The organism is Sphingomonas sp. SAFR-052, assembly GCF_051965015.1.
In the GTDB taxonomy this organism is placed as follows: Bacteria; Pseudomonadota; Alphaproteobacteria; order Sphingomonadales; family Sphingomonadaceae; genus Sphingomonas.
On sequence record NZ_JBQCMO010000001.1, the window covers coordinates 68,317 to 93,369 of the forward strand.

The following is a 25,053-nucleotide window of genomic DNA, read 5'->3' on the forward strand; positions in this document are numbered from 1 at the left end:
TCACTCACCGTTGGGGTCAGGCGGGCCGGCCGCGACACTGTGCGACCGGCCGCCCGAATTACAGCCCGTGCTTGTCGTATTCCGACTTGGCGTTGAGCTGGATATAGTTCTGGATACCCATCCGCTCGATCATCTCGAACTGGGTTTCGAGCGTGTCGACATGCTCTTCCTCGTTCATCAGGATTTCCGCGAACAGATCGCGGCTGACGAAATCGCGGATGCTCTCGCAATAGGCGACGGCTTCGCGCAGCTGGGCGACGGCCTCGACCTCGATCGCTAGATCGGCCTTCAGGATTTCCTCGACCGTTTCACCGACGCGCAGGCGGCCGAGCAGCTGGAAATTGGGCAGACCGTCAAGGAACAGGATGCGCTCCGCCAGACGGTCGGCGTGCTTCATCTCGTCGATCGATTCATGACGTTCGAACTGGGCGAGCTTGTAGACGCCCCAATGGTCGAGCAGGCGATAGTGCAGCCAATATTGGTTGACTGCGGTCAGCTCGTTCTTGAGCGCCTCGTTGAGGAATTCGATGACCTTGGCGTCGCCCTTCACGTCGTTCGTCCTTATGCTGTGATGGACGGGGCTTACGCTGTTTGGCGCGACAGGGACAGCATCAAAATGGCTGATTTCCGCGGGTTTGCCGCGGTGCGAACGCTACGCAGGCGCGCGTTCGGCATCGATAATGGCTCGCGCGAACGGGACGCACTGACCACATTTTGCCTGACAGCCGAGCGCCCGATACGCCTGGCAGGCGCTGTTCGCGCCACCGCGCGCGGCCTCCCGCACATCGCGTTCCCGAATGGCATTACAGACGCATACGACCATGTTCGACCCTCGCTCCGTTGGGTCGATGCATAGTGGTAGTGAAAATCGTTCGCAACAATTATTGCGTGTCATTCGCATCAATTCGTCGCGTTCGCACGGGCGACGTGTTGCGCATCGGCTGCCATTGCCGGCGGGCCAGCGACCGCCACAGCCATTCGAACGGGCCGTAGCGATAGCGCGCCAGCCACCAGGGCGACCATAACGGCATCGCGGCGCACATGGCGACGACGGGCAGGTAGAGCGAGGCGCGCGACCAATGGCCGAACTGGCCGAAGCCCCAGCCGTAGAAGATGCAGCACATGACGATGCTGGTCGCGAGATAGTTGCTGAGCGCCATCCGCCCGGCGGCGGCGAAGTGGCGGGCGATCGGGCCGTTCTTCGCCGCCAGCAACAGGATCGTCGCCGCCCAGCCAGGGATCATGATCGCGCGGAACGGGGTGGCGAGCGCGATTGGGCCGGCGACGATGGCGAACAGGTCGAGATTGCGCGTGCTGATCCACAGGGCGATCGCACCATAGCCGATCAACCCAAGCCCCATGCCGCCGACCGCCCAGCGCCACAGCCGGCGGCGCGGCCAGCGACCGTCGAGCATGCCACTGCGGAGCGCCGCCATGCCGAACAGCATATAGGCGAGCGTTTCGAAGCCGATGATGAGGGTGTCGCTGAGAATATCCGGGATCTGCGCGATGTTGTCGGCGAGGATTGCGCCATAGCCGCTGCGGAACAGTGCCAGTTCCCGGGCGATGATCGCGGGGGCGGGGATGCCGAACGCGTTCTGGAAGTCGCGCAGGCCGCGTGCGGCATCGGCGCCGTCGCCGGCCTGCATCGCCAGATAGGATAGCGGGATCGATCCCATCAGCAGCGCGTCGATCGCCGCGCAGGCGATGCCGAAGGTCAGGAGCCTGCCGACGCTCAGGTGGCGGAAGGCAAAGGCGACCGATCCGACCAGCGCATAATGGGCGAGGATGTCGCCGCGCCACAGCAGCGCGGCATGGGCGAGGCCGAGCACGAACAGCCAGAACATGCGGGCATAATGCACCGCTGCCGGATCGCGGCCGCCGACCTCCGCCCGGTCAACGACCAGCAGCAGCGACGCGCCGAACAGGAAAGAGAACAGCCCGCGCATCTTGCCGTCGAACAAGATCAGGACGGTATAATAGGCGAAGCGATCCGCGGGGCCGTCGAGGCCATAGGCGCGTGGGCTGACATAGGCCGCCTCGGGCAGCGCGAACGACAGGATGTTGAGGAACAGGATGCCCATGACCGCGACCCCGCGGACCGTATCGATCGTCGCGATACGGCCCGGCGGCGCCGGTTCAGGCGAGGGCAGCGTCAGTGACGGCATTGTTGCGGGTTCGGGATGCCCCCGGCATCCCGAAGATCATGCCGGGGGCATGATCGACCCGCAACTATGCCGTCACTCCCATCAGCGCGGGGAAGAAGCCTTCATGCGCGCGGCGCAGATCGTCGAGCGCGACGGCGAAATCGCCATCGGTCAGTTCGAAAATGATGCGGCTGCCGATCGTGCGGCCGATCGGTTCGGCATCGACCCCGGCCTTTTCCGCGCCCTGCAGGAATTCGAGCAGCGCATGGTCGTGGACGGTGACGATATAGATACCCTGATCTTCGGCGAAGAGCGAGCGGGCGATGTCGTCGAACGGCAGCTTGCGGTCGAGGATCGCGCCGACATTGCCGGCCAGCGCCATTTCGGCGACGGTCACCGCGATGCCGCCGTCCGATACGTCGTGACAGGCGGTGATCTTCCCCGACAGGATCGCCTGGCGGATATAGCCGCCGGTGCTGCGTTCGGCGTCGAGATCGACCGGCGGCGGCGGGCCTTCCTCGCGGCCGTGGAGTTCGCGCAGCCACAGCGACTGGCCAAGCGAGCCGGTGCGGTCGCCGACGCGCAGGATGATGTCGCCGGTCTGCTTGAACGCGATCGTCGCCGACTTTTCCCAATCGGCGAGCAGGCCGACGCCGCCGATCGCCGGGGTCGGCAGGATCGCCGAACCGCCGCCGGTCGCCTTCGATTCATTGTAGAGCGAGACGTTGCCCGACACGATCGGGAAATCGAGCGCGCGGCACGCCTCGCTCATGCCGTCGAGGCAGCCGACGATCTGGCCCATGATCTCGGGCCGCTGCGGGTTGGCGAAGTTCAGGCAGTTGGTGACCGCCAGCGGCGTCGCGCCGACCGCAGTCAGGTTGCGATAGGCTTCTGCAATCGCCTGCTTTCCGCCCTCGACCGGATCGGCGAAGCAATAGCGCGGCGTGCAGTCGGTGGTCATCGCCAACGCCTTACTCGTGCCATGCACCCGCACCACCGCCGCATCGCCGCCGGGGCGCTGCACCGTGTTCGCGCCGACCATGTGGTCGTACTGCTCCCAGATCCAGCGGCGGCTCGCGATGTCTGGCGACGCCATCAGCTTCAGCAGGTCGGCGGCCGGATCAGTGCAGACGGGGACGTCGGTCAGTTCGGCCGGCTTGGGCGTGGGTATGTGCGGCCGGTCGTAGAGCGGGGCTTCGTCGGCGAGTGGAGCGAGGGGAATGTCGGCAACGACATCGCCCTGCCATTTCAGCACCATGCGGCCGGTGTCGGTGACGTGGCCGATGACCGCGAAGTCGAGTTCCCATTTGTCGAAGATCGCCTTGGCGAAATCCTCGCGGCCGGGCTTGAGCACCATGAGCATCCGCTCCTGGCTTTCCGACAGCATCATCTCGTACGGGGTCATGCCGCGCTCGCGCTGCGGCACGTCGTCCATGACCAGTTCGATGCCGACGCCGCCCTTCGACGCCATTTCGACCGAGGAGGAGGTGAGGCCGGCGGCGCCCATGTCCTGGATCGCGACGATCGCGTCGGAGGCCATGAGTTCGAGGCACGCCTCGATCAGCAGCTTCTCGGTGAAGGGGTCGCCGACCTGTACGGTCGGGCGCTTTTCCTCCGCATCCTCGCCGAAATCGGCCGAGGCCATGGTCGCGCCATGGATGCCGTCGCGGCCGGTCTTCGAGCCCACATAAACGATCGGATTGCCGACGCCCGAGGCCGCCGAATAGAAGATCTTGGTCGTTTCGGCGATGCCGACGGTCATCGCGTTGACGAGGATGTTGCCGTCATAGGCGGGGTGGAAATTGACCTCGCCGCCGACCGTCGGCACGCCGACGCAATTGCCATAGCCGCCGATGCCGTGCACCACGCCCGCGATCAGGTGGCGCATCTTCGGGTGATCGGGCCGGCCGAAGCGCAGCGCGTTCAGGTTCGCGATCGGCCGCGCGCCCATGGTGAACACGTCGCGCAGAATGCCGCCCACGCCCGTCGCCGCGCCCTGATAGGGTTCGATATAGGACGGGTGGTTGTGGCTCTCCATCTTGAAGATCGCCGCCTGGCCGTCGCCGATGTCGATCACGCCGGCATTCTCACCCGGACCGCAAATGACCTGCCGCCCGGTGGTCGGCAGCTTCTTGAGGTGGATGCGGCTGGACTTGTAGCTGCAATGTTCCGACCACATCACCGAGAAGATGCCGAGTTCGGTCAGGTTCGGCTCGCGCCCCATCGCGTGCAGGACGCGCTCATATTCTTCGGGGCTCAGGCCGTGTTCGGCGACGATCTCGGGCGTGATCTGGGTCATGGGCGTGCCTCTAGCGCGCGGGCGCGGGTGGTGCCAGCCGGTTTGTGATCGTTGCCGGGGCGTTTCCGGCGGGTCTGCTGCGTTGCAAAATAGGTACAGTTGCGGAACAAATATGGCCGCGCCGGTTTAAATCGCTTCGATTAACCCTTTCCCTGTGGGAACCTTGCATAGCGCTAGGCGTCGGTGACCCGCGTCGCCGGTCGCTGGCGTAGCAGGGCGTCATGCCGAGCAAGGGAGAATTTGAATGGTTTCGAAGTTTCTGACGGCAATCGCCGCAACCGCGCTGGTCGCGGCTCCGGTCGCCGCCAATGCCGCATCGAACGCGCAGGCGCTGTCGGTCGCCAAGTCGGTCCGTGCGTCGGCTCCGGCCAAGGGCCAGAAGCTGGCCGGCGGCGGCATCGTGTTCGCGCTGCTGGCAGCGGCGATCGTCGCGGGCGGCGTCATCATCGCCACCGACGACGATTCGGACAGCAACTAAGTCCGATCAGGGGCGGGGGCCGGTTCGGTTCCCGCCTCGATTTACGGCGCTGCCCGGGTTGGCTGCGCCCAGCGTTTCCGAAGTTTTGCGGTCGTCCCGCGAGATTGGTCGATCGGCCATCGCCCGGCCTTGCAACGTCACCCGAGCGAACGCCGGGGTCTCGCGGGGCTCCCGCCCCGCGCTTTTACTAAAAGACACCAGTCTTCGCCGGGATGCCGGTTGGCGAGGGTTCAGTCCCCCCGCTTCTTCCAGGCCTGCCACAGCATCATACCGATCAGCGTGCCGCCGGCAACGGTGCCGCCGACCGCGACCGCGGTCATTACCGGGGACAGCGTATTGTCGGCGCGGTGGAGATGCGGGCGGTGCTTCCGCAGTTTCTTGAGCAATGGGGTACGCTGCGACAGCGCTTCGAACATCTCGCCCGGCCCTTCGGGGTCGAGGATCTTGTTGTCGGCCAGCCATTCGGTGACCGCGCCGAGGTCAGGGACTTCGTAGGGACGCAGCGAGCGGCCGTCGCCCCGCAGTTCTTCGATCGTAGCGATCAGCGAGTTGGTGCGGGTAAGCGTCGTCTGCACCTCTTCGCACGTCACGTCGAGATGCTCGGCGAGCAGCGAATCGCGGATGCCGGCGATGGTGCGGCGTTCGTCGGCGTTGACGTGGCGGGTGGCATCGACCGTCACGTCGCATTCGGTGTCGAGCCGCAGCGAGCGGTTGTTGAAATTGGACGAGCCAACGCGCAGCAGCTGGTCGTCGATCACCGTCACCTTGGCATGGACATAGATGGCGGTGCCGCCGGCGGTGAAGGGGTGGTAGAGGCGCAGCCGGTCGTGGCGGTCGCGTTCCTTCAGCGCCTGGAACAGCCGGGCGCGGGCCGAATCCATCGCGACGGGTTCGAGCCAGCCCTCGGCGGTGGTCGGGTTGACGATCACGACTTCCGGGCCGTCGGCTTCCTCCAGCCGCCGCGCGATCGCCTCGGCGACCTTGCGCGAGGCAAAATACTGGCTTTCGGCGTAGATGAAGCGTTCGGCGCGTGCGATCAGGTCGAGATAGAGCGTCTCGATCTCATGCACCGGTTCCTGCTCGGCCATTTCCGGGATGGTGCGGGCGATGGCGACGTCGATTTCGGTGAAATCGGCCTTCAGCCCGGTCGGCCAGCAGTCGCCGGTCCCGGTCGGGGCAGGCAGATCGTCACCGCCCGAGACCGCCCAGCGACGACGGCACATGTCGCCGAGTGCTGCCGCGACCGGCCCTTCGAGCGCGGTAGTGACGTCGTGCCACGGTTGATAGGGGGTGCCGTCGGGTTCGATCCGGCGGGGATCGTCATCGCGGTGCTCGCGCGTGTCCCAACGATCGACGGTCATGTCGATGCCCCCGCAAAAGGCGACGTCGTCGTCGATCACCACGACCTTTTGATGATGCGAGCCGGCAATGGGATGATGGCCGTCGAGGCGCAGATGCACCTGCGGATCGGCGATCCATTTGGCGATGCGCACCAGCGTTCGGCCATGGAACAGCGTCTTGATCGCGCCAGTGTCCCAGCGCAGGATATGGACCTGCAGCCCCGGCGTGCGGCGGACCAGCCAGCTGATGAATTCGCCGACCTTTTCAGGGCCTTCGCTGTCGGGATCGGTCTTGAACCGGATGCGCGCGTCGAAGTCCCAGCCGATCAGCAGGATCTGCTTCTTCGCCTTCAGCATCGCGTCGCGGGCGTGGGTAAAATAATTGTCGGCGTCGACCAGCACGGTCGCGCGGGTCGCGCGCTCGATCCGCCAGCAGTTGCGACCCGGTTCGAGCGGAGGGGTGTGACGCGCCATAGACGTGCAATGGCAGGGTATCGTTACGGTTCCAAGCGATTGCGGTGGGTTAAGGTCGGTTTGGCAGGCCAAAGTTCACAAAGTTCACACTCGTGCGCGGTTTGTAGCGTGGGTGGCGTGTGCCGGGGGTGGAGGCGGCGATGGGAAAGAGCAGGCGCGAGGTTGGCAGGGAGGGGGCGTGTAGGAAAGGGGGCGCCATTTGCGAAAGGTCGCTGCCTGTCCCAACCCTTCCGTGCCCCCGCGAAGGCGGGGGTCCAGGGCCAAGCCAAACACAGGCTTGCGCATCTGACCCGGGGTCCCCGCCTTCGCGGGGGCACGGTGTAGCGGGCTTTCACGAGGTCTCGCGGAGGCTAGGGTTCGGTTGGCAGGTGTTCTCAACGATGTACGAACGTCCCCCCCAGCTGGGCCGCTGCCTTCGCCAGGGCACGGCGGAGGGACGGCATGATGTGCTAGCCGGGCGGCGATGGCCCTGCTTCAAAGAATGTCGTGGACCCGTTCGGGCGGGCGGGCGATCAGGGTGCCCTTGGCGGTTTCGACGATCGGGCGTTCGATCAGGATGGGGTGCTGCGCCATCGCGTCCAGGATCGCGGCGTCATCGGCGGTCTTGAGCGGTTTGGCTTCGGTCTCGCCGGTGCGCAGCGCGTCGCGGGGAGTGAGGTTGGCGCGGGTCAGCAGCGCGGCCAGTTCTTCGCGGGTCGGCGGCGTTTTGAGATATTCGACGATCGACACGTCGGCGCCGGCTTGCGTGAGCAGGGCGAGGGCTGCGCGGGACTTGGAGCAGCGGGGGTTGTGATAGATCGTGGCCTTCATTCGCAAATCCTCCCCGGCACGGGGAGGGGGACCGCTCGCGACAGCGAGGGGTGGAGGGGGTTGGCCTGCTCCACCGACGCTGCGTTCGGGGCGATCCCCCTCCACCATCCTGCGGATGGTCCCCCTCCCCGCGGGGAGGGGAGGATTTTTAGGTCAGTCGTTCTTGGCGAGCCATTCTTCCAGCCACTTGATCGTATAGTCGCCGGTTTGGAATTCTGGGTCGTCGAGCAGCGCCTGATGCAGCGGGATGGTGGTCTTCATCCCCTCGATCACGAATTCCTCCAGCGCGCGGCGCAGGCGCATCAGGCAGCGTTCGCGGGTGGTGCCGTAGACGATCAGCTTGGCGATCATGCTGTCGTAATAGGGTGGCACCTTGTAGCCGGCATACAGGCCGCTATCGACGCGGACGTGCATGCCGCCGGGCGCGTGGAAATGCTTCACCGTGCCGGGCGACGGCGCGAAGGTGCGCGGGTCCTCGGCATTGATGCGGCATTCGATCGCGTGGCCGGTGAAGCGGATCTGCTCCTGCCGACAGGTCAGGCCATGCCCTTCGGCGACGCGGATCTGTTCGCGGACGAGGTCGAGGCCGGTGATCATCTCGGTCACCGGATGTTCGACCTGCAAACGGGTGTTCATTTCGATGAAATAGAACTCGCCGTCTTCCCACAGGAATTCGATGGTGCCGGCGCCGCGATAGCCCATATCGGCCATCGCCTTGGCACAGATGCCGCCGATCCGTTCCCGATCGGCCTGGCTGAGCACGGGGGAGGGGGCTTCCTCCAGTACCTTCTGGTGGCGGCGCTGGAGCGAGCAGTCGCGCTCGCCCAGATGGATGGCATGGCCGTTGCCGTCGCCGAAGACCTGGATCTCGATGTGGCGCGGGTTGCCGAGATATTTTTCGAGGTACACCGTGGCGTCGCCGAACGCGGCCTTTGCCTCGCTGCCGGCTTGCTGCATCAGCGTTTCGAGTTCGTCCTCGGAATGGCACACCTTCATGCCGCGGCCGCCGCCGCCCGACGCCGCCTTGATGATGACAGGATAGCCAGCCTTGGCCGCGATCGCCTTCGCCTCGGCGATGTCGCTGATCGCGCCGTCGCTGCCAGGGACGAGCGGCAGGCCGAGCGCACCCGCGGTGCGCTTCGCCTCGATCTTGTCGCCCATCGTGCGGATATGTTCCGGTTTCGGCCCGACGAAGATCAGGTTGTGCAGCTCGACGATCTCGGCGAACTTGGCGTTTTCCGACAGGAAGCCATAACCCGGATGGATCGCGTCGGCGCCGCTGATCTCGGCCGCGGAAATGATGTTGGGGATGTTGAGGTAGCTGTCGGTCGCCGCCGGCGGGCCGATGCAGATCGCTTCGTCGGCAAGGCGGACGTGCATCGCGTCGGCATCGGCGGTCGAATGGACCGCGACCGTCTTGATCCCCATTTCATGGCACGCGCGGTGGATGCGGAGCGCGATCTCCCCGCGGTTGGCGATCAGCAGTTTCTTGATTTCGGGCATGTTATTCCACGACCACCAGCGGCTGGTCGAATTCGACCGGCTGGCCGTTCGACACGAGGATCTGCGTCACGGTGCCGGCGGCGGGGGCGACGATCGGGTTCATGACCTTCATCGCCTCGACGATCACCAGCGTGTCGCCGGCCGCGACCTTCTGTCCGACGGCGATGAACGGCTTGGCTTCGGGATTGGCGGCGAGATACACCGTGCCGACCATCGGCGAGGTGACCGGCGGCGCGCTGCTCACCGGAGCGGCGGCGGCGCCGGCCTCGATCGTGGTGGTCGCGGCACTGGCGAGCTGCGGCGGGGGGGCATAGGCCGGCGCGGGTGCATAGGTCGCCGCCGCCTGTACCGGGGCGGGCTTGCGCACCACGCGGACCTTGCGCGCGCCGTCCTCGACCTCGACCTCGGTCAGCTGGGTTTCATCGAGCACCTGCGCCAGCGCGCGGACGAGGTCGATGTCGACGCGCATCGCGTGGCTGGTGAACGGCGTTCCTTCGCCCTGATTGTCGTCTGCCATGGTAACCCCCAATGGATTTTCTAATTATAAAAAACCGCGCCCTTGTCAGATGCGGGCGGCCGCTTCAAGCGCGACCAGATAGGAAAGCGCACCGAACCCCGCCACACTGCCGCGTGCGGCGCGGCCGACGAAGCTGGTGTGGCGAAATTCCTCGCGCGTATGCGGATTGGACAGATGGACCTCGATCACCGGGGTCTTCACCGCCTTGATCGCGTCGTGGAGCGCGATCGATGTGTGGGTATACGCGCCGGCATTGAGCAGTACCGCCTTCGCCCCATCCGCCTGCGCTTCGTGGAGCCAGTCGACCAGATGGCCTTCATGGTTCGACTGGCGCAGGTCGATCTGCAACCCGAGTTCGCGGGCGCGATCCTCCAGCATTCCGGCAATGTCGTCGAGCGTGTCCGACCCGTAGATTTCCGGCTCGCGCAGGCCGAGCAGGTTCAGGTTCGGGCCGTTGAGGACGAAGACGGTAGCGGTCAAAGGAGGCAGGCTTTCGGTTGCGGGCGCGTGGCGGCGGACCCTATATGCGGCGCACCATAGCCGGACCGGGTGCCCGAAGTCGAGACGAGGGCGCCCCGACAGGAGACGACATGCATAGCGACGGCACGATCACCATCACGGTCAATGGCGAGCATATGCGCGTCCGCGACGGCATCACGCTGGCCGAACTGGCGGCGCAGATCGGGCTGGTGCCGGAAAAGGTCGCGGTCGAGCGCAATCTGGAGGTCGTGCCACGCTCGACGCTGGCCGACGTCAAGGTGGAGGATGGCGACGAGCTGGAGATCGTGCACTTCGTCGGCGGCGGCGACCATATTGCGCTAAACGACGCCGATACGTGGAGCGTGGCCGGCCGCACTTTCCGCTCGCGGTTGATCGTCGGCACCGGCAAGTACAAGGATTTCGAACAGAATGCCGCCGCGGTCGCGGCATCGGGCGCGGAGATCGTGACCGTCGCGGTGCGTCGCGTAAACGTGAGCGATCCCAAGGCGCCGATGCTGACCGACTATATCGACCCGAGAAAGATCACCTACCTGCCGAACACCGCCGGTTGCTTCGATGCCGACAGCGCGATCCGCACGCTGCGGCTGGCGCGCGAGGCGGGCGGCTGGGATTTGGTCAAGCTGGAGGTGCTGGGGGAGGCGCGGACGCTGTACCCCGACATGGTCGAGACGCTGCGCGCGACCGAGGTGCTGGCCAAGGAAGGGTTCCTGCCGATGGTCTATTGCGTCGACGATCCGATCGCGGCCAAGCGGCTGGAGGATGCGGGCGCGGTCGCGATCATGCCGCTGGGCGCGCCGATCGGCTCCGGCCTCGGCATCCAGAACCTCGTCACCATCCGCCTGATCGTGGAAGGGGCGAAGGTGCCGGTGCTGGTCGATGCGGGCGTGGGCCAGGCGAGCGACGCGGCGGTGGCGATGGAGCTGGGCTGTGACGGGGTGCTGATGAACACCGCCATCGCCGAGGCGAAGGACCCGATCCTGATGGCGCGTGCCATGAAGGCGGCGGTCGAGGCCGGACGGATGGGATACCTAGCGGGGCGGATGCAGCGGCGGCGCTATGCCGATCCGTCGAGCCCGCTGGCCGGTCTGATATGAATTAAGTTTAATGGAACCGCCGGGTGCGGCTGCGCTTTGTATGGAGGCAATCCAGCGAGGGACACCTCGCCAACCCACAGGAGTCTTTCATGGGTGAATTCACCGACAAGCTCGCCGCCGCCGGCAACAAGGTCGCCGGAAACGTCAAGGAAGCCGTGGGCAAGGCGACCGACAACGATCGGCTGGTAGCCGAAGGCGAGGCGCAGCAGGCCAAGGGCACCGGGCAGGACGTCAAGGGCAGCGTCAAGGGCGCGCTCGGCGACAAGATCTGAGGTTAGGGCACCGCGTACCGCCGGGTAGTTGGCGGATGGTGCCGAAGGGCCGCTCCGGGAAACCGGGGCGGCCTTTTCCGTTGATATGCGGCGCGTGCGTTGCGACCCGACCGGCGGCGCGATAGGGTCGGCGATGGCCAGAGCAGACCGACTTGCCCGTACCGACACGCTGCGCAGAGAGCGCGAGGCCGACTATCGTGCGGCGTTGATCGCGGCACTGACGGCGGCGGCAGCGGGCAGGCAGGGGCTGTTCGATCACAATGCCGATCGCCGTACCCGTGCGGCGATTGCGCCGGTGATCGAGGAACTGGCTCGCATTGGGGAGGATGTCGATGCGATGCGCGTCCAACTGGCGATGCCGCCCTTCGGGTTGCATGCGGAGTTTCTGCGATCGCGCGGGCCGGTCGGGCCGCAGGCGGTCGGGGAGCGCAAACAGGCGCAGGCTTGGCTGGAGCGGTTGGGAACGTCTGAGGACTGACGGCTCGCCCTTTCCCTTCCCTGATCAGGGGGGGGAGCGACCGGCTGATCCATCGGACCCTAACGCTGACGGATCGCAGTGATCGTCGTGCTGTGGGTTATGATTTCGATCTCGGTCTTGCAATGGAGCAGGCGGACGCCGGTCTGCGCCAGCGCGCGGTCGAGGGCAGGGGCGAATTGCTCGGTCGTCTCGACTGTTTCGGCCCAGCCGCCATAGGCGCGGGCGAGGGCGGCGAAGTCGGGATTGGCGAGCGCGGTGCCGCTCAGGCGCGCAGGATATTCGCGTTCCTGGTGCATGCGGATCGTGCCGTAGCCACCATTGTCGACGAGGATGACGAGCAGATTGGCGCCGTGCTGGACGGCGGTGGCCAGTTCCTGTCCGTTCATCAGGAAATCGCCGTCGCCGGCGACCGCAACCGCAAGTTTGGTCGGTTCGCGTAGGGCCGCGGCGACGGCGGCGGGGACGCCATAGCCCATCGCGCCGCAGGTCGGCGCAAGCTGCGTCCCGGTCCGGCCATAATGCCAGTAGCGGTGCCACCAGCCTGAGAAATTGCCGGCGCCGTTGCAGATGATCGTGTCGTGGCCGGACAGCCGCTCGCGCATCGCCGCGACGCATTGGCCGAGGTCGAGCGTGACGTCGCGTGGGGCGGGGGTGGACCATGCCAGCCATTCGGCATGGGCTTCCTGCCCTGCCGGCAAGGGGTTGGCCGGCGGTTCGGCTCGGGTCAGCATGTCGGCGAAGGCGAACGGGTCGGCGGCGACGGCGAGGTCGGCGCGGTAGACGCGGTCGAGCTCGGCCGGGTCGGGGTGGATGTGGATCAGCGTCTGGTCGGGATGGTCGGGGGTGACCAGCGTATAGCCGTCGGTGGTCGCTTCGCCGAGGCGCGCGCCGACGACCAGCAGCAGGTCGGCGGATTTGATGCGCTGGACGAGCTTCGGCGAGGGGCCGTAGCCGAGGTTGCCGGCCCATGCCGCGCTGTCGTTGGCGATGGCGTCCTGTCGCCGGAAGGCACCGGCGACGGGGATGCCCCAGCGTTCGGCGAAGTTGGCGAAGGTTACACCTGTCGAGGTATCCCAGCCGGCCCCGCCGACGATCGCCACGGGGGAGCGGGCGGTGCGCAGGGCGGTCAAAACCGCGTCGAAGTTGACAGGGTCGAGCACCGTTTCGAGTTTCGCGAGCGGCGGGCGGTCGACCGCCACCGCTTCCTCGACCAGCATGTCCTCGGGCAGGGCGATCACCACCGGACCCGGCCGGCCCGAGGTGGCGGTGCGCCATGCGCGGGCGACGTATTCGGGGATGCGCGTCGGATCGTCGATGCGCAGCACCCGCTTGGCGAGCGGTGCAAACATCGTCAGGAAATCGACCTCCTGAAAGCCTTCGCGGTCGCGCATCCCGCGATCGACATCGCCGATGAACAGCAACATCGGAATCGAATCCTGCATCGCGACATGCACGCCGATCGAGGCGTTGGTGGCACCCGGCCCGCGCGTGACGAAGGCGATGCCCGGCCGCCCGGTCAGCGCGGCATCGGCGCAGGCCATGAAGCCGACCCCGCCCTCCTGCCGGCAGGTGACCAGATCGATCGCCGGCGTGTCGTGCAGCGCGTCGAGCACCGCGAGGAAACTTTCGCCGGGGACGTGAAAGATACGGTCGCAGCCATGAGTGAGAAGGGCGTCGACGAGGATGCGGCCGCCGGAACGTGAAGTTGTCATGCCCCCACGCTATCGCGGGGCGTGCAGCGACGCCAGAGCGGTGCGAAGTTGAAGGTCGGTTCACCTTCTTGACCGGCCCGACCGAGCCTGCGACATCGGCGACGCGATCAGTTGGGAGAGACGGGCGTGAACAAGCTGTACCCGAATGCCGAAGCGGCGCTGGAGGGATTGCTCCACGACGGGATGACGATCTGCGCGGGCGGGTTCGGCCTGTGCGGCATTCCCGAACGGCTGATCGACGCGATCGAAGCGTCGGGCGTGCAGAAGCTGACCATCGCCAGCAACAATGCCGGGATCGACGGACAGGGCCTCGGCAAGCTGCTGCGCAGCCGGCAGGTCGCCAAGATGATCTCGAGCTATGTCGGCGAGAACAAGGAGTTCGAGCGGCAATATCTGTCGGGCGAGCTGGAGGTCGAATTCTGTCCGCAGGGGACGCTGGCCGAACGCTGCCGCGCCGGCGGGGCGGGCATCCCGGGTTTCTATACCAAGACCGGGGTCGGCACGCTGATCGCCGAAGGGAAAGAGGTGAAGCAGTTCGACGGCGAGGACTATATCCTCGAACGCGGTATCCGCGCCGATCTGTCGATCATCAAGGGGTGGAAGGCCGATGAGGCCGGCAATCTGATCTTCCGCAAGACCGCGCGCAACTTCAACCAGCCGATGGCGACCGCCGCCAATTTCTGCGTGGCGGAGGTCGAGGAAGTGGTGCCGGTCGGCAGCCTCGATCCCGATGCGATCCACCTGCCGGGGATTTACGTGAAGCGGATGATCGTCGGTGCGCCGTACGACAAGCAGATCGAGTTCCGCACGGTGCGGGAGCGGGTTTGATGCGGCGGCCTTCCCGTGTCCCCGCGCGGGCGGGGACCCAGGGTTGCTGGTCACCGCGGTCTGCGATCGTGGCTCTGGATCCCCGCCTGCGCGGGGATACGGGCGTGGCCGGTGGGTTGGCACGTGCGCTGACCCTCGGCACCGCCGCCTTCGCCCTGTCGGGGTGCGTCGTGGCGGTGGGCAATCAGTCCGCCGCGCCGGTCGCGCCGGCGACGGTGGCGGGTGTGCCGGCGGGGATGCAGTATCTCTATGGGTCGGGCGAGGCGGGGGCGGCGAGTAGGCAGGCCTATGCCGGGCTGGTCCGCTATGTGAACCAGTATCTGCGCGACCGCACGACGCTGCGCCGGATGCCGTTGCAGGCGGTGCTGGCGCCGAACGCGACCTTGGCGCAACCGGCGCAACTGCCGTGCACCGGCAAGCCCGCCGTCGTGTTCGACGTGGACGAAACGGTGCTGCTCAACACCGGCTATGAATATGCCGATGCGCGCGGCGGGCTTGGTTATGACGCGGCGCGCTGGGAACGGTGGGAGCGGTCGGACGGGCGTGCGACACGGGCCGTGCCGGGGGCGGTCGAGGGGCTGGCGGCACTGCGCGCGGCGGGCGTGACCGTGGTGTTCAACACCAACCGAAATGCCGCGACCGCCGAATATACCGAAGCGGTGCTCAACCGCGCGGGACTCGGCCCCGCCAAACATGGCGAGACGCTGTTCCTGAAGGGCGATGCGCCGGGCGGGTCGGGCAAGGATGCGCGCCGCGCGTTGATCGCGTCGAAATTCTGCGTCGTGGCGCTGGTCGGCGATCAGCTCGGCGACTTCAGCGATTTGTTCAATGCCGGTCTGAAGCCTGCCGAACGGCGGGCGGCGGCGGATGCGCCGGCCGTCGCCAATCTGTGGGGCAATGGCTGGTTCGTGCTGCCCAACCCGGTCTATGGCACTGCGCTGGCCGGCGATTTCGACGATGTGTTTCCCAATGATCTGCGCTGGAGCGATCCCGGCGCGCGCAAGGAGTAACCGATGGCCTGGACCCGCGACGAAATGGCGGCGCGTGCCGCGCGCGAGCTGAAGGACGGATTCTACGTCAATCTCGGCATCGGCATCCCGACGTTGGTGGCGAACCATATCCCGGACGGCGTCGAGGTGACGTTGCAGTCGGAAAACGGGATGCTGGGCATCGGACCGTTTCCCTATGCCGGGGAGGAGGACCCCGACCTGATCAACGCCGGCAAGCAGACGATCAGCGAGTTGCCGCAGTCGGTGTATTTCAGCAGCGCCGACAGCTTCGCGATGATCCGCGGCGGGCATATCGACCTGACCGTGCTGGGCGCGATGGAGGTGTCGGAAGGCGGTGACATCGCCAACTGGATGATCCCGGGCAAGATGGTGAAGGGCATGGGCGGGGCGATGGACCTGGTTGCCGGGGTCAAGAAGATCATCGTCGTGATGGAGCACACGTCCAAGAACGGCGATCCGAAGTTCATCCCCGAATGCACCCTGCCGCTGACCGGGCGGAATGTAGTGGACATGATCGTCACCGATCTGGCGGTGTTCCAGCGGGCGGACCATGACAGCCCGTTCCGGCTGGTCGAGTGCGCTCCGGGGGTTTCGGCGGAAGAGGTTCGGGCGAAGACTACGGCTCGGTTCGAAGAGTAGGTTTCGGGTTCACGCGAAGGCGCGAAGTCGGGAAGAGGAAAGTGAATTTCGCGTAGAGGCGCAGAGAGGTTCGGAACGCTGCGAGCGCGGCTTGTCCGGCGAAGCCTTTCTTCCTGCTGCCACGAGCGTGAGGGACGCTGACGCGGCGGACGATCGCAACAGACGCAACCCCTTTGCGCCTTCGCGTGAACCAGAAATCTACTGCGATGCCGTTTCCGGCATCTTCCACCACAGCAGCGCGAACCCGACCGCTGCGATCGCCGCCAGCAGCAGGAACGCCGCGTTATAGCCGCCCTGCACGATCATGACGCCGGCCAGCGTCGTGCTGAGTGCGCCGCCGAGTCCCTGTACGGTCGCGACCGCGCCTTGCGCGACGTTGAAGCGGCCGGTGCCGCGCATGATCGCGGCGACCACGACCGGGAGCAGCGCGCCGAAGATGCCTGCGCCGATGCCGTCGAGCAGTTGCACGCCGAGCAGCCATGCCGGTGCGTCGGCGAAAGTGTAGAGCACCCCGCGCGCAATCAGTACGGCCATGCCGACCAGCAGGATCGGGCGATGGCCCCAGCGATCGGCATTGCGACCGACGATAATCGCGACCGGCACCATCACCAGCTGCGCGCCGACGATGCAGGCGGCGACCAGCGAGGTGGCGGCACCAGCACCGACTTCACGCCCCAGCAACTGCCCGACCGAGGGCAGCATTGCCGCATTGGCGAGGTGGAACAGGAAGCACGCCCCGGCGAAGACGGCGAGGGCGGGGGAGGCTTTGAACGTCTGGAGCAGGGTCGGCGGCGGGGTGCAGGGTTCCTCGCCATCGGTGCAACCGCGGGCGATGTCGTGGTCGATCGCCTTGTCGTCGACCGACAGGATCGCGACGATGCTGCATGCGGCAAGCGCAGCCATCAGGTAGAAGACGACCTGCGGCCCGAACTTCCACGCCAGCGCCCCGGCGAGCGCGGCGGAGACGGCGTTGCCGCCATGGTTAAAGGCTTCGTTGCGGCCGACGCGGCGGGTAAAGGCGCGCGGACCGACGATGCCGAGCGTAATCGCGGCGATGCCGGGGGCGAAGATCGCGCCGGCGACGGCGGCGAGCGACTGGGTGACGGCGACGGCGGTGAAGCCCGACACGATCGGCAGCGACAGCGAGGCGAGGGTGACGACCAAGGCGGCGGCGACCAGCAACGCGCGCTTCGCCCGGCTCTTGTCAACCAGCGCGCCCGCCGGGGTCGTTGCCAGCAGCCCGGCGATGCCGGCAATGGTCATGACCATCCCGGCGGTCGCCTCGTCCCAGCCATAGGTCGGACCGCGCACCGCCACCAGATAAATGGCGAGATAGGGGCCGAGCCCGTCGCGGACATCGGCGAGGAACGCATTCATCCAGTCGAGCGCGCGGGTATTGCGCGGGGAAACGGGCCGTTCGGAAGTTCGCTCGCGCATCGCCCGTGTCCGTATATGGTGTATGAGCGCGGCGAACGCGGGGGCGGGGCAAAGGCTCCCGCGCCACGTGAACGTAATATAATGTCGCGGACCCTTCCCGCCGCGCGCATTTTCGGTTAACGCCGCGCGATGACCAAGCCCGCCCGCACGCTGTATGAAAAGATCTGGGACGACCATGTCGTCGAACGCCGCGACGACGGTACCTGCCTGATCTATATCGACCGGCATCTCGTCCATGAAGTCACCAGTCCGCAGGCGTTCGCCGGACTGCGCGCCGCCGGGCGCGGCGTGCGGCGGCCCGACCTGACGCTGGCGGTGCCCGACCATAATCTGCCGACGACGCCGCGGGTGGATGCGCAAGGCAAGCGCCTGCCGATCGCCGATCCGGCGAGCGCCAGCCAGCTGGCGGCGCTGGAGAAGAACGCGCCCGATTTCGGCATCCGCTATATCGACGCGACCGCTGCGCAGCAGGGAATCGTCCATGTCGTCGGGCCGGAGCAGGGCTTTACCCTGCCGGGGACGACGTTGGTGTGCGGCGACAGCCATACCAGCGCGCACGGGGCGCTGGGCGCGCTGGCGTTCGGAATCGGCACCAGCGAGGTCGAGCATGTGTTGGCCACGCAGACGCTGTTGCTGCAGCAGTCGAAGACGATGGAAATCCGCGTCGACGGGACGCTGGGATACGGCGTGTCGGCCAAGGACGTCGTGCTGGCGATCATCGGCAAGATCGGTGCGGCGGGCGGCACCGGCTATGTCGTCGAATATACCGGCGAGGTCATTCGCGGCCTGTCGATCGAGGGGCGGCTGACGATCAGCAACATGTCGATCGAGGGTGGGGCGCGCGCCGGGCTGATCGCGCCCGACGAGACGACCTTCGCCTATCTGAAGGGGCGGCCGATGGCACCGACTGGCGCCGATTGGGACCGCGCGGTCGACTATTGGCGGACGCTGCCGACAGATTCGGATGCGCGGTACGACCGCGTCGTGCAACTGCATGCGAGTGACATCGCGCCATCGCTGACCTGGGGCACCAGCCCCGAGGATGTCGTGCCGATCACCGGCGTGGTGCCGTCGCCCGACAGCTTCGAAGATGCCAGCAAGCGCATCGCCGCGCAGAAGTCGCTCGATTACATGGGCCTTACGCCGGGCACGCGGATGCAAGATGTGGCCGTAAGCTATATCTTCATTGGCAGCTGCACCAACAGCCGGATCGAGGATCTGCGCGCGGCGGCCAGCGTCGTGAAGGGGCGGCATGTCGCCGACGGGATCAAGCAGGCGCTGGTCGTGCCGGGGTCGGGGCTGGTCAAGCGCCAGGCCGAGGCCGAGGGGCTCGACCGCATCTTTACCGAGGCGGGCTTCGAATGGCGGGAACCCGGCTGTTCGATGTGCCTGGCGATGAACCCCGACAAGGTGCCGCCGGGCGAACGCTGTGCTTCCACCAGCAACCGCAATTTCGTAGGGCGTCAGGGACCGGGCGCACGGACGCATTTGTTGTCCCCGGCGATGGCGGCGGCGGCGGCGGTGACCGGGCGGCTGGCCGATGTCCGCGAACTGGTGACGGAGTAAGGCGTAATGAAGAAGGTGTTGATGGCGCTGATCGCGGGCGCGGTGCTGAGCGGGGTCGCGGCGGCCTATGCGTCGAGCGTGCGGCCGGCGGTGGCCAAGCCGGTCGTGCCGCGTAGCGGGGCATAGGATGGAGCCGATCACGCAGGTCGACGGGCGCGCCTATCCATGGGGCGCCAAGAATATCGACACCGACATCATCATCCCGGCGCACTGGCTGAAGACCACGACGCGCGAGGGGCTGGGCAAGGGTGCGTTCGAGAGCGTGCGCGCCGAGCCCGGCAATATCTTCGACGATCCGCGCTATGCCGGTAGCCCGATCCTGATCGCGGGCGAGAATTTTGGCTGTGGCTCCAGCCGCGAACATGCCGCGTGGGCGCTGGGCGACATGGGCGTGAAGGCGGTGATCGCGCCGAGCTTTTCGGACATTTTCTCCGGCAACGCGATCAAGAATGGGATCGTCACCGTCGTGCTGCCGCAGGCGGCGGTCGACCGGCTGGTCGAGGTGGCGAAGGATCAGCCGATCGCGGTCGATCTGGAGACGATGACCGTCACCACCTCCTATCAGGATCGCTTTACCTTCGACCTCGACCCTTTTCGTCGACAGTGCCTGATGGAAGGGCTGGACGAGATCGGCATGACGCTGGCACAAGATACCGCGATTTCGAAATATGAGTCCGGCGTGGCCAATGCCCGACCGTGGCTCAATGGGAGAAGCGGTGATGCGGGCGTTGCTGTCGAAGGAGCCGGGCGGGCCTGAAACGCTATCGATCGGGGAATTGCCCGATCCGGTGGCGGGCAAGGGGCAGGTGGTCGTCGCCGTCCGCGCCTGTGCCGTCAACTATCCCGACGTGCTGATTATCGAGGATCGCTACCAATTCCGCCCGCCGCGGCCGTTCGCGCCGGGCGGCGAGGTGGCGGGTGTGATCGAGAGCGTCGGCGAAGGCGTCGCGGGCTGGGCGGTCGGCGATCGGGTGATCGCGGTCACCGGCCATGGCGGGATGGTCGAAAAACTGGCGCTGCCGGCCGCCGCGCTCCACCGCCTGCCACCGAACCGCAGTTTCGAAGACGGCGCGGCGCTGCTGCTGACCTATGCGACGGCGATCCATGCGCTGGTCGATCGCGGGCGGATCGCGGCAGGGCAGACGCTGCTGGTGCTGGGCGCCGCCGGCGGGGTCGGGCTGGCGACGATCGAACTGGGCAAGGCGTTCGGCGCGCGGGTCGTGGCGGCGGTGTCTTCGCAGGAGAAGGCGGACGCGGCGCGGAGGGCGGGGGCGGATGACGTCGTCGTCTATCCGTACGCGCCGCTCGACAAGGATGCGTCGAAGGCGCTGGCGAATGCGTTCAAGGGGGCGGTCGGGCCGGCGGGCGCGGACATCGTGTTCGATCCGGTGGGCGGCGACTATGCCGAACCGGCGCTGCGCAGCGTCGGGTGGGAAGGACGCTATCTGGTCGTCGGGTTCCCGGCGGGCATACCGAAGCTGCCGCTCAACCTGACCCTGCTCAAGAGTTGCGACGTGTGCGGCGTGTTCTGGGGCGCGTTCGCGATGCGCGATCCGGCGGCGAATGCGGCGCATGTGGCAACGCTGTTCCGGCTGTGGGACGAAGGGGCGATCGCGCCGAAGGTGACGGGCGTGTTTCCGCTGGAGCGCGGCGGGGAGGCGATCGCGGCGCTGGCAGCGCGTCGGGTCGTCGGGAAGTTGGTGGTGGTGCCGTAGATTTGGGTTCACGCGGAGGCGCGACGAAGAAGGTGCCTTCGCGTGAACCCTGTTCCTCCCAGGCCGAAACGCGTCGCCGTTGCGCGGAACCCGCGCTCGCCCTATCTCGCGAGGGAGGGACCATTAGGGGATTGCCATGACGACGTTCGACGACCGGGAGCGCGCTTTCGAAGCCAAATTCGCCCGTGACGGGGAAATGGCGTTCCGCGTGACCGCGCGGCGCAACAAGCTGCTGGGCCATTGGGCCGCCGAACGCATGGAACTCACCCCCGCCGAAACCGATGCCTATGCCACGTCGGTGGTGCAGGCCGATTTCGAGGAAGTCGGCGACGAGGACGTGATCCGCAAGCTGCTGTCCGATCTGGCCGCCGCCGGCGTTGATTGCAGCGAGGCCGATGTCCGTCAGGCGCTGGCCGATTGCGAGGTCGAGGCGCGCCGCCAGCTGCTGGGCAGCCTGTAATGCCGATGGAGGCACAGGCGATCGAGGCGCTGATCGTCGCTGCGATCCCCGATGCGGTGGTCGAGATCACCGATCTGGCGGGCGATGGCGATCATTATGCCGCGCGAGTGGTGGCGGAGAGTTTCCGCGGCAAACCCCGCATCGCGCAGCAGCGCGCGGTCTATGCGGCGCTCGGCGGACGGATGGGCGGCGAGCTTCACGCATTGCAACTGACGACCGGCGTCCCCACTCCACAGGCATGAACCGCCCGCTGGGCGAACGATCAAGGATATGACGATGACCGACGATACCCATGCCCGCATCGACGCGGTGGTGAAGAACAACCCGGTGGTGCTGTTCATGAAGGGCAGCCCGTTGTTCCCGCAATGCGGCTTTTCGAGCCGGGCGGTGGCGATCCTGAACCACCTGAACACCCAGTTCGAAAGCGTCGACGTGCTGCAGGATCAGGGCATCCGCCAGGGCATCAAGGCCTATTCGGACTGGCCGACTATCCCGCAGCTGTACGTCAATGGCGAGTTCGTCGGCGGATCGGACATCATGATGGAGATGTACGAAAGCGGCGAGCTGGCTGAATTGTTGGGTGGCGATAAGGCGGCGTAAGGCGGCGGTCGAAAGCCTGCATTGTGCCCGAACCGCATCGTGCCCCCGCGGAGGCGGGGCCCTAGGGCCAAGCAGGACGACGGTTTGCGCCTGTAACCCTGGGCCCCCGCCGGCGCGGGGGTACGGGCGGGTATGGGGTAGGCAGACGATTTTCGCAGTTGCCTCGACTTCGCTCAGGTGACCCAAACGAAAGACAGGCCCGGCCGCAGGCGATGCGGCCGGGCCTTCTCGTGTCGGTCCGCTTTACAGTCCGGCGCGGTCGCGTTCGACCATGCGTTCGATCGGCATGTCGCCGATCGGACCCGGCGACTGGTCGCGCGACTGGTGGGCGAAGAGCCAGCGTCCGGCAAGTCCGGCGACGACAGCCCCGGCCAGCGGTGCGAGCCAGAACAGCCATAGCTGCGACAGCGCCCAGCCACCGACGAACAGCGCCGGACCGGTGCTGCGCGCCGGATTGACCGAGGTGTTGGTCACTGGAATCGAGATCAGGTGGATGAGCGTGAGCGCGAGGCCGATCGCCAGCGGGGCGAAGGGCGCGGGCGAGCGCGCGTCGGTCGCGCCGATGATCACCAGCAGGAAGCCCGCGGTCAGCAACGCCTCGATCACGAAGGCGCTGGTCACGCTGTAATTCCCCGGCGAATGTGCGCCATAGCCATTGGCGGCAAAACCGCTTCCCACGAGATCGAAGCCCGGTTGCCCGGCCGCGATCAGCGCGATCACGGCGGCGCCGAGCGTGGCGCCGATCAGCTGCGCGACGATGTAGAGCGGCAGGTCACGCGCGGGGAAGCGCCCGGCGACGGCGAGGCCGACGCTGACCGCCGGATTGAAATGGCCGCCGGATATAAAACCGACCGCAAAGGCCATGGTGAACACGGTCAGGCCAAAGGCAAGCGAGACGCCGAGCAGTCCGATCGATCCGGGGACGCTCGCCCCCGCGGCAAGGACGGCGGCGCCGCAGCCGCCGACCACCAGCCAGAAGGTGCCGAAGGTTTCGGCGGCCAGCCGGCGGGCGGTGGCGATGGGACGGGGACGGATGCCGATAGGGTCGGCCATGGCAGATGCCCTTCGTTGCGATCGTTGCGATGACGGCCAGGGTACGGGGTGCCGGTGCGACACCCCGCCGGCCCGCGGTTATTTGCCGCGCAGCGTGTTGATGAGCGCGATGCCGAGCACGCCGCCAAGGGCCGCCGAGGCGAACGGGCGTTCGCGGACGAACTGGCGGACATAGTCGATGACCGGGCGGATCGTCTCTTCGACCGCGTCCTTCGCCTCGCCATAGGTCTGCTGCACCTTGCCGCCGAGCTGATCGGCCTTGCCTTCGCTCTGCAGCGTCTTGTCGCCGGTAGCGGCGCCGATGCCTTCCTTCAGCTTGCCGCCGAGGTCGGTTGCGGTTCCGGTCAGGGTATCGGTGTTCATATGTCGTCTCCTTGCTTGAAGAGGTTGGAATAGTCCGGGCGTTCGTCGGCCGCCGCCGGATCGGTAGGGCGCACGGTGTCGCGCGGTGCCTTCTCATCGCGGTCGAGCAGCCGGGCGACGGCGCGCCGGGCGGGTTCGCGTCCGCCGAGACCGAAGGCGAGGGCGAAGGCGACCGCGACCGCACCGAACAACAGGCCGAACGCCATGTTGATGATGTCATCGGCCAGACCCATGAAGCGCAGGCCGATCGCGGCGCCCAGCACGATGATCGCGACCCGCACGACCGGGGCGGCGGCACGCGCACCACCGTCGCCGCTGCGTTCGATCGCATGCGCGATCAGCCGGGCGATGACGACCGCAGCGAAGATGATGACCGACCCGAACACGACCTGTCCGAACAGCGTCAGCACTTCGGCCATGATCTGCGAGCCATAGTCGAAGCTGAGTTGGCGGAACGCCTCCATCAGCCCGAAGATCAGCACGGCGATAAAGACGCCGTTGCCGACCAGCTTCGACGGGCGGAAGCCGGCGGTGGTGCCAGCGGCGTCGCTGGTCGCCTGCTGCCACAGGCCGGTCGCGCCGATCGCACGGTCGAAGCCGGTGGTGCCGAGGAACTGGGTCAGCAGCCGCGCGGCGAACTTGCCGATCGCATAGGCGACGGCGAGGATCAGCGCGGCGGCGATGACGTGCGGGATCGCGTCGAGGATGATGCGCAGCATCGCGGTCGCCGGCTGCGAGATCGCGGCAATGTTCAGCGTGTCGAGTGCGGCGATCGCGACCGGGATGATGATGAGCGCGAACACGATCGCGCCGAGCGTGCGGGCGAGCATCGCCGGATCGGCGGGCGCCGTATCGCCGAGGCGTGACGACAGCCGTTCGACATGGCTGGCGGTGACGACCGCCTCCACTGCCTTGCGCGCGACCTTCGCCAGGACATAGCCGAGAAAGAAGATCAGGCTGGCGCCGATGATGTGCGGCACCGCCTGTCCGAAGCCGCGGAGCATGTCGCCGAGCGGGCCGGTCGCGCCGGTCAGGCCCAGCGGCTGCACGGCGAGGAACAGCGCGATCAGCAGCACGACCCAATAGGCAGCGTCGCCGACCTGCGCACCGATGCTGTCGGGATGGCGTTCGCCATAGCCGGGTTCATTGGCATGACGCGCGAGCGGGGTGCGGTTCACCAGCTTGGCGACCCCCCATTTGATCCCGCGTGCGATCAGCCAGCCGATGCCGAGGATGATGAGCGCGGCAAGGATGCGCGGGCCCCATTGTTCGACGTAGAAGAGCAGTTGCGAACCGAATTCGCGGCCGTGCGACACGACGGTGCCGCCCGCATATGTGACGTCGTTCATGACGATTTCCTGTGCTGAAGGGCGTCAGAGCGCCGGCGGATTGGTGAGGATGCCGCAGCCGGCAGCGGCGCGCGCGACCTCCAGTGGGACCTTCGGATCCTTGACCGCGCTTGCCGCGCGGACGAAATCGCCGACGGTCAACCGGCCGGGGCTGGTGTCGCCTTCGCGCGCGGCACGTGCGGCGCGCCCGAGTTGCTGCAACTGGCCCAAGGACAGATTGGCCTCCAGCCGGTCGCCAACGCATTGCGACTGGGTAGGCTGAAATCCATAGCCTTCGAGCGACGATGCGATCTTTGCCGAAGGGTTGATACAACCCGACAGCGCAAATCCCATCGCCGTGGTGGCCACGACAATGCTTCCGATCCGCATGATATTTCCCCTATTTAGACGGGATTAACCATGCGGAAC

28 protein-coding genes are annotated in these 25,053 nt (G+C 66.8%); 13 read left to right on the top strand and 15 right to left on the bottom strand.

Annotated features, from left to right (window positions below; translation table 11 throughout):
• Window positions 1-58: 58 nt before the first annotated feature.
• The 4 genes from bfr to purL form a co-directional block, all read right to left on the bottom strand.
• Complete coding sequence (gene bfr / locus ACTHQV_RS00310) at window positions 59-550, bottom strand: bacterioferritin (RefSeq protein ID WP_056453358.1); 492 nt, start codon at window positions 548-550, stop codon at window positions 59-61.
• Between the two features lie 102 nt (window positions 551-652).
• Window positions 653-823, bottom strand: coding sequence for a (2Fe-2S)-binding protein (locus ACTHQV_RS00315; RefSeq protein WP_440487786.1), 171 nt, complete (start codon window positions 821-823; stop codon window positions 653-655).
• A gap of 58 nt (window positions 824-881) precedes the next feature.
• The gene (locus ACTHQV_RS00320) at window positions 882-2,168 is read right to left on the bottom strand and encodes a DUF418 domain-containing protein (protein ID WP_440487787.1); all 1,287 of its coding nucleotides are present in this window, start codon (window positions 2,166-2,168) and stop codon (window positions 882-884) included.
• 64 nt (window positions 2,169-2,232) lie between these two features.
• Complete coding sequence (gene purL / locus ACTHQV_RS00325) at window positions 2,233-4,446, bottom strand: phosphoribosylformylglycinamidine synthase subunit PurL (protein ID WP_440487788.1); 2,214 nt, start codon at window positions 4,444-4,446, stop codon at window positions 2,233-2,235.
• A gap of 244 nt (window positions 4,447-4,690) precedes the next feature.
• Here purL and ACTHQV_RS00330 point away from each other — a divergent pair, with 244 nt between their 5' ends.
• On the top strand, window positions 4,691-4,924 hold the full coding sequence (locus ACTHQV_RS00330) for a hypothetical protein (RefSeq protein WP_440487790.1): 234 nt from the start codon (window positions 4,691-4,693) through the stop codon (window positions 4,922-4,924).
• 230 nt (window positions 4,925-5,154) lie between these two features.
• On the opposite strand, the gene ACTHQV_RS00335 is transcribed toward ACTHQV_RS00330, so the two are convergent.
• The 5 genes from ACTHQV_RS00335 to aroQ all read right to left on the bottom strand — a co-directional run bounded on the left by ACTHQV_RS00335 (window position 5,155) and on the right by aroQ (window position 10,048).
• Window positions 5,155-6,738 carry a phospholipase D-like domain-containing protein gene (locus ACTHQV_RS00335; protein ID WP_440487791.1) on the bottom strand — a complete coding sequence of 528 codons (1,584 nt, stop codon included), beginning with the start codon at window positions 6,736-6,738 and terminating at the stop codon, window positions 5,155-5,157.
• A gap of 474 nt (window positions 6,739-7,212) precedes the next feature.
• Window positions 7,213-7,548: an arsenate reductase (glutaredoxin) gene (gene arsC / locus ACTHQV_RS00340; RefSeq protein WP_440487793.1), complete on the bottom strand. Its 336-nt coding sequence runs from the start codon at window positions 7,546-7,548 to the stop codon at window positions 7,213-7,215.
• Between the two features lie 153 nt (window positions 7,549-7,701).
• The gene (gene accC / locus ACTHQV_RS00345) at window positions 7,702-9,051 is read right to left on the bottom strand and encodes an acetyl-CoA carboxylase biotin carboxylase subunit (RefSeq protein WP_440487795.1); all 1,350 of its coding nucleotides are present in this window, start codon (window positions 9,049-9,051) and stop codon (window positions 7,702-7,704) included.
• Window position 9,052: 1 nt separating this feature from the next.
• Window positions 9,053-9,568, bottom strand: coding sequence for an acetyl-CoA carboxylase biotin carboxyl carrier protein (gene accB, locus ACTHQV_RS00350; RefSeq protein ID WP_440487797.1), 516 nt, complete (start codon window positions 9,566-9,568; stop codon window positions 9,053-9,055).
• A gap of 45 nt (window positions 9,569-9,613) precedes the next feature.
• Window positions 9,614-10,048, bottom strand: a complete 435-nt coding sequence (gene aroQ / locus ACTHQV_RS00355) for a type II 3-dehydroquinate dehydratase (RefSeq protein ID WP_440487799.1) — start codon at window positions 10,046-10,048, stop codon at window positions 9,614-9,616.
• Between the two features lie 110 nt (window positions 10,049-10,158).
• Here aroQ and thiS point away from each other — a divergent pair, with 110 nt between their 5' ends.
• The 3 genes from thiS (at window position 10,159) to ACTHQV_RS00370 (ending at window position 11,913) form a co-directional block, all read left to right on the top strand.
• A complete protein-coding gene (thiS, locus tag ACTHQV_RS00360; protein WP_440487800.1) occupies window positions 10,159-11,163 on the top strand; it encodes a sulfur carrier protein ThiS in 1,005 nt (334 codons plus the stop codon).
• An 89-nt stretch (window positions 11,164-11,252) separates the two neighbouring features.
• Window positions 11,253-11,435 carry a CsbD family protein gene (locus ACTHQV_RS00365; protein WP_440487801.1) on the top strand — a complete coding sequence of 61 codons (183 nt, stop codon included), beginning with the start codon at window positions 11,253-11,255 and terminating at the stop codon, window positions 11,433-11,435.
• Window positions 11,436-11,568: 133 nt separating this feature from the next.
• Window positions 11,569-11,913 (top strand): hypothetical protein, encoded by a 345-nt coding sequence (locus ACTHQV_RS00370; RefSeq protein WP_440487802.1) that lies wholly within the window; start codon window positions 11,569-11,571, stop codon window positions 11,911-11,913.
• 59 nt (window positions 11,914-11,972) lie between these two features.
• Here the strand turns inward: ACTHQV_RS00370 and ACTHQV_RS00375 are convergent, their stop codons facing one another.
• Window positions 11,973-13,625 (bottom strand): thiamine pyrophosphate-binding protein, encoded by a 1,653-nt coding sequence (locus tag ACTHQV_RS00375; RefSeq protein WP_440487803.1) that lies wholly within the window; start codon window positions 13,623-13,625, stop codon window positions 11,973-11,975.
• A 126-nt stretch (window positions 13,626-13,751) separates the two neighbouring features.
• Here ACTHQV_RS00375 and ACTHQV_RS00380 point away from each other — a divergent pair, with 126 nt between their 5' ends.
• The 3 genes from ACTHQV_RS00380 to ACTHQV_RS00390 all read left to right on the top strand — a co-directional run bounded on the left by ACTHQV_RS00380 (window position 13,752) and on the right by ACTHQV_RS00390 (window position 16,102).
• Window positions 13,752-14,453 (top strand): CoA transferase subunit A, encoded by a 702-nt coding sequence (locus tag ACTHQV_RS00380; protein WP_440487804.1) that lies wholly within the window; start codon window positions 13,752-13,754, stop codon window positions 14,451-14,453.
• Window positions 14,454-14,557: 104 nt separating this feature from the next.
• Window positions 14,558-15,463: a 5'-nucleotidase, lipoprotein e(P4) family gene (locus ACTHQV_RS00385; protein ID WP_440487805.1), complete on the top strand. Its 906-nt coding sequence runs from the start codon at window positions 14,558-14,560 to the stop codon at window positions 15,461-15,463.
• Window positions 15,464-15,466: 3 nt separating this feature from the next.
• Entirely contained in the window at window positions 15,467-16,102 is a 636-nt protein-coding gene (locus tag ACTHQV_RS00390) for a CoA transferase subunit B (RefSeq protein ID WP_440487806.1), read from the top strand.
• A gap of 198 nt (window positions 16,103-16,300) precedes the next feature.
• Here ACTHQV_RS00390 and ACTHQV_RS00395 read toward each other — a convergent pair whose 3' ends face one another.
• Entirely contained in the window at window positions 16,301-17,539 is a 1,239-nt protein-coding gene (locus tag ACTHQV_RS00395; RefSeq protein ID WP_440487807.1) for an MFS transporter, read from the bottom strand.
• Between the two features lie 129 nt (window positions 17,540-17,668).
• Between ACTHQV_RS00395 and leuC the strand changes: the two genes are divergently transcribed.
• The 6 genes from leuC (at window position 17,669) to grxD (ending at window position 21,880) form a co-directional block, all read left to right on the top strand.
• Window positions 17,669-19,105: a 3-isopropylmalate dehydratase large subunit gene (gene leuC, locus ACTHQV_RS00400; protein WP_440487808.1), complete on the top strand. Its 1,437-nt coding sequence runs from the start codon at window positions 17,669-17,671 to the stop codon at window positions 19,103-19,105.
• Window positions 19,106-19,232: 127 nt separating this feature from the next.
• Window positions 19,233-19,862, top strand: coding sequence for a 3-isopropylmalate dehydratase small subunit (gene leuD, locus ACTHQV_RS00405; RefSeq protein ID WP_440487809.1), 630 nt, complete (start codon window positions 19,233-19,235; stop codon window positions 19,860-19,862).
• Window positions 19,825-20,820 (top strand): NADPH:quinone oxidoreductase family protein, encoded by a 996-nt coding sequence (locus ACTHQV_RS00410; RefSeq protein WP_440488295.1) that lies wholly within the window; start codon window positions 19,825-19,827, stop codon window positions 20,818-20,820. The genes leuD and ACTHQV_RS00410 overlap by 38 nt, the downstream gene beginning before the upstream one ends.
• A 136-nt stretch (window positions 20,821-20,956) precedes the next feature.
• The gene (locus ACTHQV_RS00415; protein WP_242116921.1) at window positions 20,957-21,280 is read left to right on the top strand and encodes a DUF1476 domain-containing protein; all 324 of its coding nucleotides are present in this window, start codon (window positions 20,957-20,959) and stop codon (window positions 21,278-21,280) included.
• The gene (locus tag ACTHQV_RS00420; RefSeq protein ID WP_440487811.1) at window positions 21,280-21,522 is read left to right on the top strand and encodes a BolA/IbaG family iron-sulfur metabolism protein; all 243 of its coding nucleotides are present in this window, start codon (window positions 21,280-21,282) and stop codon (window positions 21,520-21,522) included. The genes ACTHQV_RS00415 and ACTHQV_RS00420 overlap by 1 nt, the downstream gene beginning before the upstream one ends.
• Window positions 21,523-21,556: 34 nt before the next feature.
• Complete coding sequence (gene grxD / locus ACTHQV_RS00425) at window positions 21,557-21,880, top strand: Grx4 family monothiol glutaredoxin (RefSeq protein WP_440487812.1); 324 nt, start codon at window positions 21,557-21,559, stop codon at window positions 21,878-21,880.
• Between the two features lie 243 nt (window positions 21,881-22,123).
• Here the strand turns inward: grxD and aqpZ are convergent, their stop codons facing one another.
• The 4 genes from aqpZ to ACTHQV_RS00445 all read right to left on the bottom strand — a co-directional run bounded on the left by aqpZ (window position 22,124) and on the right by ACTHQV_RS00445 (window position 25,014).
• Window positions 22,124-22,933: an aquaporin Z gene (aqpZ, locus tag ACTHQV_RS00430; protein ID WP_440487813.1), complete on the bottom strand. Its 810-nt coding sequence runs from the start codon at window positions 22,931-22,933 to the stop codon at window positions 22,124-22,126.
• Window positions 22,934-23,011: 78 nt separating this feature from the next.
• A complete protein-coding gene (locus ACTHQV_RS00435; protein WP_440487815.1) occupies window positions 23,012-23,296 on the bottom strand; it encodes a CsbD family protein in 285 nt (94 codons plus the stop codon).
• Window positions 23,293-24,645: a mechanosensitive ion channel gene (locus ACTHQV_RS00440; RefSeq protein ID WP_440487816.1), complete on the bottom strand. Its 1,353-nt coding sequence runs from the start codon at window positions 24,643-24,645 to the stop codon at window positions 23,293-23,295. Before ACTHQV_RS00440 ends, ACTHQV_RS00435 begins: the two co-directional genes overlap by 4 nt.
• A gap of 24 nt (window positions 24,646-24,669) precedes the next feature.
• Window positions 24,670-25,014, bottom strand: coding sequence for a hypothetical protein (locus ACTHQV_RS00445; protein ID WP_440487817.1), 345 nt, complete (start codon window positions 25,012-25,014; stop codon window positions 24,670-24,672).
• Between the last annotated feature and the right edge of the window lie 39 nt (window positions 25,015-25,053).

Bases quoted from the DNA above. Each gene is read 5' to 3' on its own strand.
- ACTHQV_RS00390 (WP_440487806.1), top strand. From the start codon at position 15,467: ATGGCCTGGACCCGCGACGAAATGGCGGCGCGTGCCGCGCGCGAGCTG.
- accB (WP_440487797.1), bottom strand. From the start codon at position 9,568: ATGGCAGACGACAATCAGGGCGAAGGAACGCCGTTCACCAGCCACGCG.
- aqpZ (WP_440487813.1), bottom strand. From the start codon at position 22,933: ATGGCCGACCCTATCGGCATCCGTCCCCGTCCCATCGCCACCGCCCGC.
- ACTHQV_RS00370 (WP_440487802.1), top strand. From the start codon at position 11,569: ATGGCCAGAGCAGACCGACTTGCCCGTACCGACACGCTGCGCAGAGAG.
- ACTHQV_RS00395 (WP_440487807.1), bottom strand. From the start codon at position 17,539: ATGCGCGAGCGAACTTCCGAACGGCCCGTTTCCCCGCGCAATACCCGC.
- ACTHQV_RS00410 (WP_440488295.1), top strand. From the start codon at position 19,825: ATGCGGGCGTTGCTGTCGAAGGAGCCGGGCGGGCCTGAAACGCTATCG.
- ACTHQV_RS00420 (WP_440487811.1), top strand. From the start codon at position 21,280: ATGCCGATGGAGGCACAGGCGATCGAGGCGCTGATCGTCGCTGCGATC.
- leuC (WP_440487808.1), top strand. From the start codon at position 17,669: ATGACCAAGCCCGCCCGCACGCTGTATGAAAAGATCTGGGACGACCAT.
- thiS (WP_440487800.1), top strand. From the start codon at position 10,159: ATGCATAGCGACGGCACGATCACCATCACGGTCAATGGCGAGCATATG.
- leuD (WP_440487809.1), top strand. From the start codon at position 19,233: ATGGAGCCGATCACGCAGGTCGACGGGCGCGCCTATCCATGGGGCGCC.
- ACTHQV_RS00445 (WP_440487817.1), bottom strand. From the start codon at position 25,014: ATGCGGATCGGAAGCATTGTCGTGGCCACCACGGCGATGGGATTTGCG.
- ACTHQV_RS00375 (WP_440487803.1), bottom strand. From the start codon at position 13,625: ATGACAACTTCACGTTCCGGCGGCCGCATCCTCGTCGACGCCCTTCTC.
- ACTHQV_RS00415 (WP_242116921.1), top strand. From the start codon at position 20,957: ATGACGACGTTCGACGACCGGGAGCGCGCTTTCGAAGCCAAATTCGCC.
- ACTHQV_RS00335 (WP_440487791.1), bottom strand. From the start codon at position 6,738: ATGGCGCGTCACACCCCTCCGCTCGAACCGGGTCGCAACTGCTGGCGG.
- arsC (WP_440487793.1), bottom strand. From the start codon at position 7,548: ATGAAGGCCACGATCTATCACAACCCCCGCTGCTCCAAGTCCCGCGCA.
- ACTHQV_RS00320 (WP_440487787.1), bottom strand. From the start codon at position 2,168: ATGCCGTCACTGACGCTGCCCTCGCCTGAACCGGCGCCGCCGGGCCGT.
- ACTHQV_RS00315 (WP_440487786.1), bottom strand. From the start codon at position 823: ATGGTCGTATGCGTCTGTAATGCCATTCGGGAACGCGATGTGCGGGAG.
- grxD (WP_440487812.1), top strand. From the start codon at position 21,557: ATGACCGACGATACCCATGCCCGCATCGACGCGGTGGTGAAGAACAAC.
- purL (WP_440487788.1), bottom strand. From the start codon at position 4,446: ATGACCCAGATCACGCCCGAGATCGTCGCCGAACACGGCCTGAGCCCC.
- ACTHQV_RS00365 (WP_440487801.1), top strand. From the start codon at position 11,253: ATGGGTGAATTCACCGACAAGCTCGCCGCCGCCGGCAACAAGGTCGCC.
- ACTHQV_RS00330 (WP_440487790.1), top strand. From the start codon at position 4,691: ATGGTTTCGAAGTTTCTGACGGCAATCGCCGCAACCGCGCTGGTCGCG.
- accC (WP_440487795.1), bottom strand. From the start codon at position 9,051: ATGCCCGAAATCAAGAAACTGCTGATCGCCAACCGCGGGGAGATCGCG.
- ACTHQV_RS00440 (WP_440487816.1), bottom strand. From the start codon at position 24,645: ATGAACGACGTCACATATGCGGGCGGCACCGTCGTGTCGCACGGCCGC.
- ACTHQV_RS00435 (WP_440487815.1), bottom strand. From the start codon at position 23,296: ATGAACACCGATACCCTGACCGGAACCGCAACCGACCTCGGCGGCAAG.